The sequence below is a fragment of the Halomicrobium urmianum genome (assembly GCF_020217425.1).
GTDB lineage: Archaea > Halobacteriota > Halobacteria > Halobacteriales > Haloarculaceae > Halomicrobium > Halomicrobium urmianum.
The window spans coordinates 300,884-315,415 of sequence record NZ_CP084091.1 but is presented as its reverse complement, the minus strand read 5'-3'; the positions used below and the strand labels follow the sequence as shown (position 1 = coordinate 315,415).

Annotated in this window: 19 protein-coding genes and 1 pseudogene; 11 read left to right on the top strand and 9 right to left on the bottom strand. The window is 56.7% G+C overall.

Annotation, left to right across the window (positions count from 1 at the left end; translation table 11 throughout):
* The first annotated feature begins 60 nt into the window (after positions 1-60).
* Both LCY71_RS18430 and LCY71_RS18425 read left to right on the top strand, forming a co-directional pair.
* Complete coding sequence (locus tag LCY71_RS18430) at positions 61-1,065, top strand: formylglycine-generating enzyme family protein (protein WP_225336035.1); 1,005 nt, start codon at positions 61-63, stop codon at positions 1,063-1,065.
* A gap of 377 nt (positions 1,066-1,442) precedes the next feature.
* Complete coding sequence (locus LCY71_RS18425; protein WP_225336034.1) at positions 1,443-2,633, top strand: inorganic phosphate transporter; 1,191 nt, start codon at positions 1,443-1,445, stop codon at positions 2,631-2,633.
* Positions 2,634-2,738: 105 nt separating this feature from the next.
* Here the strand turns inward: LCY71_RS18425 and LCY71_RS18420 are convergent, their stop codons facing one another.
* Positions 2,739-3,572, bottom strand: coding sequence for an IS5 family transposase (locus LCY71_RS18420; protein WP_225336033.1), 834 nt, complete (start codon positions 3,570-3,572; stop codon positions 2,739-2,741).
* A gap of 74 nt (positions 3,573-3,646) precedes the next feature.
* Between LCY71_RS18420 and LCY71_RS18415 the strand changes: the two are divergent.
* Both LCY71_RS18415 and LCY71_RS18410 read left to right on the top strand, forming a co-directional pair.
* Positions 3,647-3,928: pseudogene (locus LCY71_RS18415) on the top strand (primase-associated protein); the annotation flags it as partial.
* Between the two features lie 542 nt (positions 3,929-4,470).
* Positions 4,471-4,911 carry a DUF8030 family protein gene (locus LCY71_RS18410; RefSeq protein WP_225336032.1) on the top strand — a complete coding sequence of 147 codons (441 nt, stop codon included), beginning with the start codon at positions 4,471-4,473 and terminating at the stop codon, positions 4,909-4,911.
* A gap of 66 nt (positions 4,912-4,977) precedes the next feature.
* Here LCY71_RS18410 and LCY71_RS18405 read toward each other — a convergent pair whose 3' ends face one another.
* Positions 4,978-5,376, bottom strand: a complete 399-nt coding sequence (locus tag LCY71_RS18405; protein ID WP_225336031.1) for a response regulator — start codon at positions 5,374-5,376, stop codon at positions 4,978-4,980.
* 240 nt (positions 5,377-5,616) lie between these two features.
* Here LCY71_RS18405 and LCY71_RS18400 point away from each other — a divergent pair, with 240 nt between their 5' ends.
* Positions 5,617-5,877, top strand: a complete 261-nt coding sequence (locus LCY71_RS18400; RefSeq protein ID WP_225336030.1) for a HalOD1 output domain-containing protein — start codon at positions 5,617-5,619, stop codon at positions 5,875-5,877.
* 155 nt (positions 5,878-6,032) lie between these two features.
* Here the strand turns inward: LCY71_RS18400 and LCY71_RS18395 are convergent, their stop codons facing one another.
* The 5 genes from LCY71_RS18395 to LCY71_RS18375 all read right to left on the bottom strand — a co-directional run bounded on the left by LCY71_RS18395 (position 6,033) and on the right by LCY71_RS18375 (position 8,515).
* The gene (locus tag LCY71_RS18395; protein WP_225336029.1) at positions 6,033-6,500 is read right to left on the bottom strand and encodes a response regulator; all 468 of its coding nucleotides are present in this window, start codon (positions 6,498-6,500) and stop codon (positions 6,033-6,035) included.
* A 36-nt stretch (positions 6,501-6,536) separates the two neighbouring features.
* Positions 6,537-6,875, bottom strand: coding sequence for a DUF7344 domain-containing protein (locus tag LCY71_RS18390; protein WP_225336028.1), 339 nt, complete (start codon positions 6,873-6,875; stop codon positions 6,537-6,539).
* A gap of 83 nt (positions 6,876-6,958) precedes the next feature.
* Positions 6,959-7,606: a helix-turn-helix domain-containing protein gene (locus LCY71_RS18385; protein ID WP_225336027.1), complete on the bottom strand. Its 648-nt coding sequence runs from the start codon at positions 7,604-7,606 to the stop codon at positions 6,959-6,961.
* Between the two features lie 57 nt (positions 7,607-7,663).
* Positions 7,664-7,915: a HalOD1 output domain-containing protein gene (locus LCY71_RS18380; RefSeq protein ID WP_225336026.1), complete on the bottom strand. Its 252-nt coding sequence runs from the start codon at positions 7,913-7,915 to the stop codon at positions 7,664-7,666.
* Between the two features lie 129 nt (positions 7,916-8,044).
* Positions 8,045-8,515, bottom strand: a complete 471-nt coding sequence (locus LCY71_RS18375) for an Lrp/AsnC family transcriptional regulator (RefSeq protein WP_225336025.1) — start codon at positions 8,513-8,515, stop codon at positions 8,045-8,047.
* Between the two features lie 201 nt (positions 8,516-8,716).
* On the opposite strand from LCY71_RS18375, the gene LCY71_RS18370 reads away from it, so the two are divergent.
* Positions 8,717-10,294, top strand: a complete 1,578-nt coding sequence (locus LCY71_RS18370) for a sensor histidine kinase (protein ID WP_225336024.1) — start codon at positions 8,717-8,719, stop codon at positions 10,292-10,294.
* Positions 10,295-10,407: 113 nt separating this feature from the next.
* Positions 10,408-10,641: a hypothetical protein gene (locus LCY71_RS18365; protein WP_225336023.1), complete on the top strand. Its 234-nt coding sequence runs from the start codon at positions 10,408-10,410 to the stop codon at positions 10,639-10,641.
* 169 nt (positions 10,642-10,810) lie between these two features.
* Here LCY71_RS18365 and LCY71_RS18360 read toward each other — a convergent pair whose 3' ends face one another.
* Positions 10,811-11,365 carry a DoxX family protein gene (locus LCY71_RS18360; RefSeq protein ID WP_225336022.1) on the bottom strand — a complete coding sequence of 185 codons (555 nt, stop codon included), beginning with the start codon at positions 11,363-11,365 and terminating at the stop codon, positions 10,811-10,813.
* Positions 11,366-12,037: 672 nt separating this feature from the next.
* Between LCY71_RS18360 and LCY71_RS18355 the strand changes: the two genes are divergently transcribed.
* The 4 genes from LCY71_RS18355 to LCY71_RS18340 all read left to right on the top strand — a co-directional run bounded on the left by LCY71_RS18355 (position 12,038) and on the right by LCY71_RS18340 (position 13,669).
* Positions 12,038-12,592 (top strand): hypothetical protein, encoded by a 555-nt coding sequence (locus LCY71_RS18355; protein ID WP_225336021.1) that lies wholly within the window; start codon positions 12,038-12,040, stop codon positions 12,590-12,592.
* A gap of 123 nt (positions 12,593-12,715) precedes the next feature.
* Positions 12,716-12,877: a hypothetical protein gene (locus LCY71_RS18350; RefSeq protein ID WP_225336020.1), complete on the top strand. Its 162-nt coding sequence runs from the start codon at positions 12,716-12,718 to the stop codon at positions 12,875-12,877.
* Between the two features lie 9 nt (positions 12,878-12,886).
* Complete coding sequence (locus LCY71_RS18345) at positions 12,887-13,129, top strand: hypothetical protein (RefSeq protein ID WP_225336019.1); 243 nt, start codon at positions 12,887-12,889, stop codon at positions 13,127-13,129.
* Positions 13,130-13,399: 270 nt separating this feature from the next.
* The gene (locus tag LCY71_RS18340) at positions 13,400-13,669 is read left to right on the top strand and encodes a hypothetical protein (protein ID WP_225336018.1); all 270 of its coding nucleotides are present in this window, start codon (positions 13,400-13,402) and stop codon (positions 13,667-13,669) included.
* A 568-nt stretch (positions 13,670-14,237) separates the two neighbouring features.
* On the opposite strand, the gene LCY71_RS18335 is transcribed toward LCY71_RS18340, so the two are convergent.
* Positions 14,238-14,396, bottom strand: a complete 159-nt coding sequence (locus LCY71_RS18335; protein WP_308444707.1) for a DUF2061 domain-containing protein — start codon at positions 14,394-14,396, stop codon at positions 14,238-14,240.
* Positions 14,397-14,532: the final 136 nt, after the last annotated feature.

Sequence of the window (14,532 nt, the reverse complement as noted above, 5' to 3'; positions counted from 1 at the left end):
GGCGTCTGCTCGTTCGACCTCAGCGTAACGTTTACTACCGACACCATCGGCACCTGAAGCATGGCCGAGGACGACCCAGCGTGCTGTGCTGCTACCCGGAACGAGGATCCCACCTACCCTAAGCAAGAAGATATGGACTACGCTGGCAATTCCCCTGCAATGCCGCCTGCCTCGCCGGACGACGACCGGACGACAGCGATGATCCGTCTTGACGGTGGGACGTTTCAGATGGGGACGAACTCCGATGTGGGCTTCCCTCAGGATGGCGAGGGACCAGCCCGCAACGTGACAGTCGCCCCCTTCTATGTCGACAAGTACGCAGTGACGAACGCGCAGTTTCTCGAGTTCGTCCGTGAAACAGGTTACACGACTGACGCTGAGAAATATAGATGGTCATTTGTCTTTCAGGACTTTCTCACCGACGAGGCGCGCGAGCACGTCATCCAGAATGTCGAGGCTGCGCCGTGGTGGATGGCTGTCGAGGGTGCGACCTGGCTCCGGCCGTACGGCCCTGGATCGAATGTCATTGAAGATGATCTGTTGAAACACCCCGTCACGCACGTCTCTTGGCGTGATGCACAGGCCTATGCCGAGTGGGCGGGCAAGCGCCTCCCGACCGAGGCCGAATGGGAGTATGCTGCCCGTGGCGGTCTCGAAGGGAAGCGATTCCCATGGGGAGATGAACTGAAGCCGGACGGTGAGCACCGTTGTAACATCTGGCAAGGAGAGTTCCCCGAGCGCAACACCGGCGACGACGGCTATCTTGCAACGGCGCCGGTCAACGAGTACGAGCCCAACGGGTACGGACTCTATAACGTCTCAGGTAACGTGTGGGAATGGTGCGCCGACTGGTTCAGTCCGGACTATCACACCACTGACGCCTACGATCCGGACAACCCGACCGGGCCATCTGAGGGGGACCAACGGGTGATGCGCGGTGGATCACATCTCTGTCACCGGTCGTGGTGCAACCGGTACCGTGTCGCGGCTCGGTCGAAGAACACGCCCGACAGCTCGACGAGCAACATTGGTTTCCGATGCGTCGTCGACGCAAACCCCGAGTGAAGTGAGAAGTTCCGATCACAACTTCTCGTCCTCAGGGGTATGGGGTGTGACGAGTGAAAACTATAACTGCCATATTCTTACGGATGCAGTGAGTTTGGTAATAACGCGGGCCGCAGGGGCAGTCCCACCCTGTCCCAGTCCCTCCAAACGACATTTCTAGATGGATTTCTGTGTCGCTGGAACCTAGAACTCTGGCCTTGTTGAAGCCCTCTTGCCGTCTCGCGGTTTGCTGAGACGCCGGTCTTGCAATGGATCCGTGAAATCTAGTGGTGAGAGTAGCTCTTCCGAATGTAAAGTCTGAAAAATATAAAGAGGGAGAAACTCTGGAAGTCGAAGGACTGAAACATCTTCCAATCCTCGAAACTCGTTATAACTGTATGCTCGCGCTGACAGCAGTAGTAACACTGCTCCTCGCAGTCGTTGGGAGTCTCTTCATGGCGTGGACGATCGGCGCCGGATCGAGTGGATCAACGCCATTCGCGCCGGCGGTCGGTGCGAATGCGATTTCTGTGATGCGCGCGGGATTCATCGTAGGTTTGCTGGGTTTCGCCGGCGCCGTACTGCAGGGTGCGAATGTCTCTGAGACGATCGGCGGCGAGTTGATTCGGGGCGTCACACTATCCCCGCTCGCAGTCATTATCGGCCTGTTCACCGCTGCTGCGCTCGTCGCCGTCGGCATCTTCACGGGGTATCCGATTGCGACGGCGTTCACAGTCACGGGGGCAATGACTAGCGTTGGGCTCGCACTCGGAGGCATCCCTGCCTGGGACACCTACGGGCGAATCGTCGCACTGTGGCTCCTGATTCCGTTCGTCGGCGGTGGCGTCTCGTACGCCACCGCCAGGATACTGGCTTCGCCGCGAATTCCGACCGATGTTGCTATCGGCGTCCTCGGAGTCCTCACGGCACTCGTCGTCGTAAACATGGAGTTTACGGTCCTCGGGCCGCCTGGAGAGAGTCGGTCTCTTGCAGTTGCACTGTGGTCACTGGCCGATGCTACGGTCGGACCGTCCGTTCCCGAACAGGCAGGTATTTCGCTCGCGCTCGCCGGTGGAAGTGGCATCGCACTCAGGCGGACCCACGCCGCGTCGGCGGTGGCGACAGAGCGGCGGTTCCTGCTGGCTCTGGGCTGTCTGGTAGCGTTCTCCGCCGGCGCAACCCAGGTCGGACTAGCCGTCGGCCCGCTGCTGCCGCTGCTAGACCAGTGGACGATTCCGCTGGTTGCCGTGCTGGCGCTGGGAGGGATCGGACTGCTGGTGGGCTCGTGGACCGGCGCGCCGCGGATGATCAAAGCACTCTCACAGGACTACTCATCGCTGGGGTCGAAGCGATCGATTGCGGCCCTCGTTCCGTCATTCGTCATCGCCCAGACGGCCGTCTTCCTCGGTGTCCCCGTGTCGTTCAACGAGATCATCGTCAGCGCGATTATCGGGAGCGGTTATGCAGCGGAGAACTCGCCGGTGAGCGTCCGGAAAATGCGGAACACGACGGTGGCATGGGTCGGGTCCCTCTGCCTCTCAGGAATATGTAGCTACATCATCATAACTGTTGTAACGGCGGTTTCTTGACACCCACCGCGACAGCTCTGTCCGGACAGCGGATTGATCCTGTGTGACCGTTGTGAGGGTTCTCTGGTCGAATCTGCTCTATTGAATCCACGGACAGCGTAGGGATCACTCTTTGATTGCTTGCTCGAGGTTGTAGACTGCGGCGGTGAGCACGAGTTCACGAAACTCTCGGTACCAGACGCCCGGTCTGACAGCGGATCCGTATCGGCGTTTGATGGCCGAGAATGCGCTCTCGGCCATCCAGCGCTGCCCGTAAAGATCGCTGTCCAACCGTGCGTTGTGTGCGTGGTCGTAGTGGGCGAACAGCCGATGTTTGATCACTGGCCGGACGCCGTCTGAACGGAGTGCGTCCCGCAGTGATTGGTCGTCATAGCCTTTGTCGCCGGCGAGACTCTCGATTTTGTCGGTGTTGCGCAGCGCGACCCGACGGCCCACCTGAGTATCGTGGGGCCAGTGTGCCGAACAGTGGACGTCGAGGACGGCACACGACTCCGTATCGACCAGTGCCGTCGTTTTCAGCGTCCGTATGTGGCGATCCGACCGCGAGATATAGTGGCTGGATGCCGCCTGGCGGTCGACAAACGTGGCATCCATCGCGCCGTGATCGCCTGGATCGCAGCGGGTCGCCGAACGGTCGAGTAGTTGGCGCCAGATGCGGGTCGGCACCCGCTCGAATGACCGCCACAGCGTCGATGGTGCCGGGAACTCGAAGCGGGTCAACTGCAAGACTGCGCGTACCCGATCCATCTCACTGGCCCAGTCGACGATTTCCGCGTAGCTCGCGCTCATGTGAACCCGCAGAAAATGCAGCGTCAGATGCTTCCAGCCAGCAAATCCGTTGCCAGCCGGGTCACTCACCACCGCCGTGGGGCTGGCAGCACAGCGCTTTTGAGCTAGCGATGCGGCTTGTGTAACGAAGCGGAAGAGGAGTTTAGGCACATTCCCCTCTCCGCTTCGCTTCGACCTTCACAGCGACGCTATCCGCTCGCTGTCTCCGGATTCAATAGAGCAATCGAGACAGTAGTCTCGAGGAGATCGTTGCGGACCTCAAGGACGTCTTCTCCCGATGGCCGTGGTATGACGAACAGGAGACCGAGTACCAAATCCGCTACGAATTCTCGAACACGATCGACGGGGACACCCCGCTTCCGATGAACTGCGATAACGACGATCTACAACGCTACTGTATCGGCCAGGACCAGTGCCCCTACTCGATCTGGGGCAGTCTTCCATTCCCGGACGAGATGTACGAGCAAGTCGACGATCAATCTGCTGGTCCCTCTGAGCAGTTCTGATCATGCACCGATAATCAGAACTTCGACATGATGAAGCGGCCGGTCGAGAGACATCGAACTAGAACCGAGTCGGGCAATTTCAGCCGCCAGTACAGCCGAATTCGTAGGAATTGGCTATTTCTCACTGTCGACATCGAGTTTGCAGGTGTCTAAGACAAGACTGCACGGGCGCACCGTCCACCCAGGGGAGATCTGTTCTCCCTGATATCAAGCTCATTACCCGGCCGTCGAGTAATTTTAGCACCTCAACAGGTATTCCGGTATCCGTCGAGGTGATTATTATCGCTTCAAATCTGCCCGACGGGGCTCTACTCAAATCTCGGCCCGTAACTTCAGCTTGCATATCGCGGATTTCGTCCAAAGAAAGAACCGATATGCACTGTGCAAAGACCGTTGGCTCTCTCCGGCCGAGGGGCCGTTCCCGGAGGATTATGGTTCCGGGATGTATCAGATTTAGCGCATAGACTGAGCGGGTGCGTTCCGGTGGTGTCTATCGCCCCCACGAGGAGGTGGCGGGGCGCATCAGGTGCCCCCGATAGACGATGGCTTCGGAACGACTCAGCAAGACACGATCAGCACAGCGAGTGACAACCACCGCCGACGATGAGGCACCATGGGCGGACCTCGAGGTGACGGTCCCGACCGACCGGGATTACGCGTCGGTCGTCGCGCTCGTGGAGTGTGCCCTCGTCGAGCTCACTCACGAGGCCGTGGGTGCCGTCTTCGTCTCCCGGCAGGTCGGGCGGTCGACACGCACGCAGTACGTCGCCGGCGACGACGTCGGCAAGCGGTTCCAGAAACGGCACTTCGATGACCGGCTGGGCTGGCACGAAACCACTGTCCCCCGACGAACCGTTCGCGACGAGCTCATTACCCAGCTCACGCGGTCGGCCTCGGCGCCGGCGGAACAATCAGGTGAGAGACCAACCAGTGAACCAGACACGTTCATGGTGAAGCCAGTTCGGGATCTCCAAACTCCATAGCGGCTCTGTCGGAATTCTATGCTTTAGATAGAATTGATAGTGAAACAGCTGATAAATAGCTCCTGCTTACTGACTGGAGAGCAGTGAGCGGAGTGATTCGACGTATCCTTCAGGGTCAGTCGGCTTCTCGATAAATAGGTCTGCCCGTGACACGCTTGATTTCAGATCGCTCCTCTCCGGGTTCGACCCCGTCATTACCACGACCAGAATAGGGGGCTCGCCTGATTTAGCAGCATCCACCACTTCTTCACTCGTCTCGTACGAAAGGCTCCAATCGAGCAACAGGACATCGGGTCTGGGAGCCGTGTCAGACTCGCTCTGATGAGAAACGGCATCAAGAGCCTCATCCTTTGTTGCCACTGTATAGACAGTCACATCCAACTGGGAGGCCTGCAATGATTCCTTGATGAATTTCCGATCCCCCGGGTTGTCGTCGACCACCAGTACGGTGGTTCCGCCGGCCATTGTCCTTCGGAAAGTCACACAATTTGATAAAAGTATGCGTAGCGCAGTGAATGACGCAACCACGTGATTACTACCCGCACTGTATTGACCACTGCTCTGAGTGTCTGCTTTTCCGCATAAAACCGGAGTTCCCTGATCGACTCTATCGAAGACGATAGAACAATAGGGGGATAAGAACATACTCAGATGTAAGTCAAATCCTTTATCAGCTATTGTTGTCATATTGCTCGTGGGCTGTTAATGATGGGTGCAAATCCAGATTTAAAACCAAGTGTTAGGGTTGTACAAGCCGTTGCCGAGTCAACAGGCATTTCTCCAAATGAACTCCCCCCTCTCTACGAAAATATTGACCCAGAGACTCTCGATACTCTTCTAATGAGATCTTCAAACCTTGAGCGGATCAAATTTGACTATCAAGGATATTCTATCACCGTTGGGGCCGCGGATGAAGGTACATTCACTGTTGACCTTCAGAAAAAGAAGGAAACAGCCATTTGCTGAGCTCAGGGACTAGTTCGTTTACGTCCGCTTCTGGGGACAGAACCGGAAATCATCCCTTGATTAGTCAGCACTACCCCTGAAATAGCTGTTATGTGACCCTGCGGATCTACCGGAGTCGCCTCCATCAGATAGCAGCGGACGGAGATATCCGCAGTTCAGTTCGACATCCCCTCTAGAGGCTGCTTTCGGACGATCGTGACACCGAACTCATTCATCTCTCGCACGATGTCGATGAACTCGGTGGGGTCAAGGGGCTTGTGAATGCAGGCGTCGACGTCGATACCGGAGGCCCGTGCGATAGTGGCCTCCGTGGGTGACGACGTCATTCCGAGAACCGGAACCGACCCCAGTTCCGGTCGGTCCCGCAGCGTGGCCAGAACGTCCTCGCTTTTCCTCCCGGGAAGCTTGAGGTCCAGCAGGATAATATCGGGGCGTGGAGCATCCGCGTACTCGCCCCGCTGGTGGAGGAAATCGAGAGCCGCATCCCCGTCGTAGACCACGTGAATGTCGTTCGCAATACCGGCGTCGGCGAACAGCTCCCTGATGAGCCGCACGTCCCCGTGATTCGCCTCGATCAGCAGGACATCGACTGCGTCAGGTGCAGTTCGCTTCGCAGGCGTCATCGCTCTCGTGCCCTCGTTTCCGCAGCGCAGGACGAATCAATCATCGCCGAGAGCGGTGTCGAAGTTCTCCAGGGAACCGTCGCTGCCGACGGAGAAGCGGGTGAGCTCGACCATCTTTGCGCTTGGCTCGTACCTGACGAGCCCCGCGGCGTCGAGCCTGGGAAGGTGCCGGTGGTGGAGTTCGACGGCGATTTCCTCGACTGAGGTGTCCAGTTCGGCCTCGCGTTCGGCAAGCTGGGCGCTCAGCGAGTCGAGGAAGACTCGGCCGACCGACTCGTGCTCTCTGAGGAGCGTAATCAGGCGACGGCGTCGAGGGTCGGCGAGGACCTCGAACATCGTATCCTGCTCGCAGGAACCGGGGAGGATGTCGTCCATATTTGTTCTCGGCAGAGATAGCCTATCCTCTCAGATAAGCTACGCTGTGAGATAGACAGGGTGCTTAAATAGTAAGCTTTGAATTATCCCGTCATCACCGTGCTTTCGATGAGTTCGGAAACGCCGCGATTCAGCCGTTCAGAAAAGGCCTGCTGGGAGAGACCGAACTCCTCGGCCAGTTCTGTCGCAGTCGTCTCCCGCGGCTTCTCGTAGTACCCGGCGTTGTAGGCCGCGACGAGCGCGTCGCGCTGTTTCGACGTCACGCTGAACTCACCGCTGTGGGGCTCGGCGGGCGAGAACAGTTGCTGTAGGGTCACGTCCCCGACGTTCTTGAAGTGGGCGTGGAAGCGCCCGAGTTGCTCGCTGTCGGCAAACCGGACTTTCAGCTGCCACCGGTCGCCGCGGCCGACCGCGTCGAGAATCGTCCCCTCGTGGTCGAGCACGAAATCGACGGTGTGGGCCACGTCGCGGTTCCAGGTCATCTTGTACAGACGGGCCTCCAGGAATGAGTCCGTCACCTCGAAGTCGGTGACTGAGTCGTCGTCCGCAACCGCATCTCTGAACTGCTCGAGTTCGTCTTCTTCTCCAGTCACCCAGAGAAACGGCATGATCCAGTTGGTGCTGTGGGCGACGAGTCGATCGAACTCGGCGGTTATCGAGGGAGCTGCGTTGAGTGAATGGGCAAGAGCAAACGCATCTGCCGGGATAGTGAACTCTGCAACGATACTCATTGCGGCGGATAGCCCAGATGGAAGAATGAGTCTTCCGGCCTCTCGCTTCCCAGGCAGTTACGGGGCGTTCGGGGTTGCTTCGTCGGCAAGCATGACCTTCCCACTGCTATCAGCAATAACTTTGTGTCCATGGTATGTGAAGGAGACTCGGCAATTAGATTGCTGATCTTCGTCAATTCGTGAAGGGAGTGCATCCAAAGCGTCGGGATCAATCACTTCGTACAGCGGGTCTAAGTCCAGTGGATCGGTGTTCTCGGCTTCAGCAATTCGGTCGATTACAGCGCGGCTGAGTGATGTTGTTGATCCCATTATCGGATTCAGGGGGTGCTCATTGATAAATCTATCTAGGGTTTGCCATTAACAAGAGGGTCTTAAATGCAATCGTCTAATCGAAGGACGGAGGGTGTTTTATGTGGCAAGTGCACAGGGGATGTTTTATTATTCGTTGATAGTATCTTCGCCGAAATTATCAGCAGGCTTGTGGAGCTCCCGCTTGAGCAACTCATTGCGTACGAGATCAAGCCCTAACTTCGCTAACTCATTGATAGTTTCCTCAAGTTCCTGCCGGGTGGACGTCGCTACTTCGAGCTCGAGGTTCTGATGATGGGTCAATAACTCTCGGACAGTGACGACTCCGTGGATGTCGAGGGCGTCCTCGGCGAGTTTGCTACGATGATCCATTGGGGCTGTTGCGGTGATGAGCATGTGGTGGTCGAGTCCAGCCTTCTCGTAGTCCAGGGTCGGTTGATATGCCGTGATAATGCCTTTTTCTTCGAGTTTGTTGATACGATTGCCGACGGTAGTCGATGAGACGCCAACCTTCTCACCGATTCCTGCTGTCGTGTTGTTGCGTGCATCTTGCTGAAGTAGATACAGAATGCCCTGATCAGTCGGATCGAGGTCAACCATAGGAGCAGGTACAAGTATGCTTTCCACCACTAACAATCCTCGCTCCCGAGTCTACTGTCTCAGCCACCCTATGGTAAAAATAGCCTCTCGATGGATGTGCAGATTCGCTGGCGTAAGCAACTAGAGAGGGTGAGTACCTCTACACTCAGCAAACAACATCTCTGGCAAGTCTCTACCACTGAGTAAGTGGATTTGTTGAAGGTGGGTTCAGCAACGATAACTGACTGGCACTATTCCTATCCTGCGATGAAGCCCTTGGCTGGCATTCTTTCAGATATCGGCGGGCGACGCGCTATCCTTGGCCTCGGAAGCGTGTACATCCTACTGAGTGTTGTGTGGCCGTTAGTGGGGATGCAGAGGCCAACACCATTTGTGGAAGAACTGATCGTCTCTATTCTAATGGGTGGGGCTGGAATCATTCTCATCTATGTGGGCTACCGTCTCCCGCAGGCCGATATCCGGCCCAAATTCTTCGATACCGTCGCCATTTGGTGTTTCCGTGCAGTCGGGGTGATGGTTGGTATTCTTGTCTTCATCGCACTCGTTGCCGATTTGAACGATCCAGCCCACAATTTCCTCATCCTGCCGGCACTTGCTGCCGTCGCTGGCGTTGGTGCAGGCAGACATGATGCCCGGGCCAAAACACGCGCACACACGCTCAAAGAGCGTAACCAGGAACTCCAAGAGACACAGGCGGAACTCGAAGAATCCGAGCAACGATACCGCACGCTGGCGGAGAACTTCCCGAATGGTGCAGTCGCGCTTGTAGACGACGAATTACGCCACACGATCGTCGCAGGACAAGGCTTCGAGCCGCTCGATTTCGACGCCGCAGATCTTCAGGGCGAGCGGGTACAGGACGTATATTCGGGCGAGGCTCTGGAAACTCTCGAATCGAACTATCGCACAACGCTTGCCGGCGAGCCGACCTCGTTCGAGTTGACGGTGCAGGGACGTGTGTTCGAGTTCCGTACGCATCCGCTGACCGACGACGACGGAAACGTGTATGCCGGTTTGGTGATGTCCCAAGACATCACTGAACGCAAGCAGTACGAGGACAAACTCGAGCAGTTAGTTTCTGACCTCGAGGAATCAAACGAGCGCTTGGAGCAATTTGCCTATGCCGCCTCGCACGACCTGCAAGAACCTCTGCGGATGGTGTCTACCTATCTCCAGCTCATCGAACGCCGATACGGGGATGAACTCGATGAGGAGGGCGAGGAACTCTTCGAGTACGCTGTAGACGGAGCCGAACGCATGCGTTCGATGATCGACGGACTACTTCAGTATTCCCGAGTCGAGACGATGGGCGATGATTTGGAACCAGTCAATCTCGCTGGGGTTTTCGACGACGTCTGTGAGGACTTACAGGTAGCGATCGAAGAGAGCGAGGCCGACGTAACCGCAGATGAGCTTCCTTGCGTCAAAGGAGATGCAAACCAGCTACGACAAGTGTTCCAGAACCTATTGTCGAACGCAATCAAATTCAGTGGTGAGGAGCCACCGCAGGTACATGTCTCTGCTGAACGGGACGGCGAAGAATGGATAGTCTCTGTCGCTGACCACGGGATTGGTATAGATATAGACGATCAAGAACAGATATTTGAGGTCTTTGAGGGGTTGCACGGCGACAGGGATTATGCAGGCACTGGAATTGGTCTCGCAGTCTGCGAACGTATCGTCGAACGTCACGGTGGGGAGATATGGGTCGAGTCCGAATTTGGTGAAGGATCGACGTTCTTGTTCTCTCTCCCAGCAGTGACTGATTCTGTTACTTAGATGTGCAATGGAACTCTGCGGGTCAGAGGGAGTGTTGGCGTTTCCAGAATAACAGGTGCGTCACCTACCATCCTCACAATACACTTTAGTAGGCTGGTCTACTGCGGGCCGTGATGACCGGCTCGGAATTCTCGGAGCGATACCAAACGATGGATGAGGAAACCAACGACTCAGTCCGCCCGAAAGGCCGGATAGTCAACTGTCCCGAGTGCGAAACCAACGCAGTCGCCGTAATCCCCGAGGATGCATCTATCGTCTCAGGGGAGAGTAGCGCCGATGGGTCGGTCTGGGTCAACTGTCACGAGTGCGGAGATAAGTTCCGCGTGTACTTCGTGTCTGAGGAGTAGTTCCTTCACTCCTGCAAGAAGAGAATGAACCGTTACAAGCACCAACGGTACTGAGCAGACCGAGTTCGCTACTTGCAGAGCAGAACTGCTGGAATACCTGGAGTAATGCGCTAGCATAGTTAGCATCGACACTCGTTTCAAAACAGGCTCAGAGAAGTTCAGGACGACGTTACCCAAGGAGATACCGAGTCCACGGATATCGCTCGACGAGCGGTTGCCCGCCGACTTCGTACTGTTCGATGAACGCGTCGAGTCCGAGAATACGGCCAGCACCGAAGGCGCCGACTGAGAGGAACACAAGCATGTACGCGAAGTCGCCGTTAATGTAGCCATGGGCGATATCCCAGTTCCCCAAGTAGAACATCAGCATCATAAATGCGCCCCAGAACGCGGCCAGGCGCGTTAGTGCGCCAAACAGGAGACCCAATCCGATGAGAACCTCACCCCACGGGACAGCAATATTCACGAAGTCAACGAACCACGCGGTGTTGCCCATCGTAACGAAGAGATCGGCCACGGGACTCCCGTTAGCTGGCGGCGCGTTCTGCAAGTATCCTGACGCGCTGAAACTCCCGGACAGCACCTTATCGAGACCACTCTGGAAGAATGCCAATCCCATCATGAGTCGCAACGCGAGAATGAACCACACGCTCAGCGTGTGGAGCCGTCCCTCCGCCGTGAACCCCGCAACTGTACTTCGGAGCTGTACCTCTTGAGATGACATACTAAAATTTTTATATAGGCCACCGGTAAAGTTGCTTCGCTACTCTGTACAGCCGATTCAGACCCGTACGTCACTGGGTGGTACATGTTTGCTTTGCATTGACTGGGGGTAGTATGATTACAGGCACAAAGATAAGTGTTCACCACCAATCAAAACTAATGAAGGGGTTACCATTCTGGTGTGTCACACGCTCCAAATCCCTTCGTTTCAATTGGAGATAACTAAACACGTCGTATCAGAACCTTTGTTTCCGGCGTTATTGAGGTCTTATACCGCAACTGCGGCTACACGGCTCCTGCTCATTATCAAGGAGAAGACTTGTGGATAAGTCTTACCCGCCTCTAACTGTGATCTGGTAGCTATGTAGTCGCAACAGCTATTCGTGCCATCCCTGATAGATTCGATGTCGTCCACCATCGGTGCAGCTAGCAATCCCGTCCGGCAGCCTCAATCCCTACCAGCACTGGTTCCGTTGTGGACGGCAACTGCGTGCCACGGCGTTCGGGGCACAGCTTCATCCCGGCCATCGCCTTCACAGCCATGGGCCGTAATTGGGGGCGGGGGCCGATCCGTCTCACCCAGAGAAGTCCCTATGCGACTGCTAGGGAAGGATAGGCGTTACTCTCGATTATAGCTCCCCCGGTCGCGGCCACGCATCGCCTCGGCGTGTTCTTGGGCGAACGCTGGCGTCTCACGCTTGTCGTCATAGTCGCCCTGCTGGACCTGAATCTCTTCCATCTTGTCGATCTCCTCGTCGCTGGGCATCTGCTGGGCTGGCTGGTCCGTGTCCTCGGTCCAGAAGGTTGGGTACTGCTCGCGGAGTCGCTGCGCCTCCTGGGAGTTCTGCCCGCCTTGCTGCTGATACTGCTGGCCGCCCGACTGACCCTGACTCTGGTGACTACCGTGTTGCTGTCCACCGCGCTGACCCTGCTGCTGACGACCGCCCTGCTGATGCTGCTGGCGGCCACCCTGCTGCTGGTCGCCCATCGAATGACCCTGTTGGCCACCGAACTGCCGCTGTTGGCCTTGCTGGCCCTGCTGTTGGCCGTACTGCTGGCCCTGCTGTTGGTGACTCTGCTGACGGCCTTGCTGGTTGGGCGACATGAACTGGCCAGATTCGTCGCGCGGGAGTTGCTGGGCGATCTGCCGGTGTTCTTGGCGGAACTGCTGGGAATGGCGGCGGTCCTGCGCTCCCTGATCAGCACCTCGGCCTTGTTGACCTCCTGATCTACCGCCCTGTTGCTGATGTCCGCCCTGCTGGCGCTGCTGGCCGCCTTGCTGGTGTTGCTGCTGACCACCCTGGTGGCCGGTGAACTGGCCCTGCTGGTCGCGCTGCTGACTCTGCGCTGAATGTTGCCCACCGCGGGATCGACCCTGCTGGCCACCGAACTGCTGGCCTTGCTGACCGCCCTGCTGGTGGTGTTGTTGCCCCCCTCGCTGCTGACCACGCTGACGACTGCCCTGCTGGCCCTGGTGGCCCATGAACTGCCCGTGCTGGTCGCGCTGCTGTGATTGTGCAGAATGGTGACCACCGCGCGAGCGGCCCTGCTGGCTTCCACGCTGGCCGCCTTGTTGGCCGCCGCGTTGTTGCTGGCCACCTTGACGACCGCCCTGCTGCTGGCCTTGGTGGCCGGTAAACTGGCCCTGCTGATCGCGCTGCTGACTCTGGGCGGAGTGATGACCACCACGAGATTGGCCGTGCTGTTGTCCGCCTTGCTGGTGTCCGTGCTGTCCGCCTCGGCCCTGGTTCTGGTTGCGTTGTGACATGGGTTCTAAGAGTTGTGTCGTTAGTCGAAGGACGATACGATTAGTCGGGCTTGCTGCGGCCCACGTTAGGTAAGTACTCACACGTCAGAGACTCTACGGCTTGCATCTGCGGGCCAGAAACCGGAAAATCCAATTTACGCAGTAGTGTGGAGGGCTAAGCCGGCTTGGGGTTATACTCCTCAATTCTGAGAACGTTTCAAGTCGAAGCCGTAATAGGTTGCGTATGCCAGGCTATGACTTTTCCTGCCGCCATTAGTACTTCTCCCCATGCCGCCGTCTATTACAGAGGTTACTGACGACTACTACCACGTCAGGTTCAACGACCCTGACGCGTTTGATACTATCAGGAACCCCGACTGGGCGGAAAATGCCGCAACTTCCGTTGTAGAAGGCACAGAGGTTCGCACAGGCCATCAAGAAGGAGGAGACGACTCCGACTGGGAGATCCAAAGCATCCTCATTCCCGCCAGTGCAGCTTCCGACGAGGATGATGCCATCGAACAAGCCGAACAAGTCGTGGAAAAGATCGAATCATAACTCCTTCACAAGAAGTTCGTCCTGCTCCCTGAGATTGCGAGATATGACCAGATCCCGGTGGAAGCTCGTTGGGGCACACCGCAGCGGATGTAGGAGAAATAGCGGTCCGTAGCGTTACATGGATCACCTGTACTGACTAACCAAGACACATATAGAGCAATCAGTTCACAGGTTAGTGAGAGGAAATCACTCATAGTGGAAGTGAGTCCTCACTCAGATAGGTGATGGTTCACCGAAATGACGTGGAACGGGTACCTGTGATCTGTGTCGCATGCAACGAGGGATACACTGCCCTCCAGTGGCCGGACGGGGAACTGCAAATAATGGGATTGGATACCTGTGAATGTGGATCGACAGAATTCGAAGTTATCGAAGAATTAGACCCTCACGAGTCATCAAGCCAATCCCACGCTGAGTGATGATCCGGTACCCTGTACTGACCGAACGCCAGCAGACACAATCTCACCCGCGGAGATACTCGCAACTAACGGAGTATTCGATCTGTGAGCGTATCGCCGGTGTAATGATCGGGTGTCAGATCGACAGCCGTTCGGGTTGCTGTACGGAGCTATTGATCAGCCGCCACTCCCCACGTAATTCGATCCCACAGTCGTTCGTACGTGTAATAGGTACCGGTCTTGACGATATTAGCGATGATTCCGATGTTGAGTGCCTGACTCACATCGCCCACGACGAACCATGCCACCCCGATCGTGATCAGGACCATCAAGAATCGGTACCCGACAGTCTTGACGATTGCCCGATTGCGGGCCTGATGTGGGGTTTTGGAAAGAACCCGATTGAGCATACTGACAGGTGAAAGCGCGACATACAAAGACACCTGCCCTATTCCCGTTCTCTGA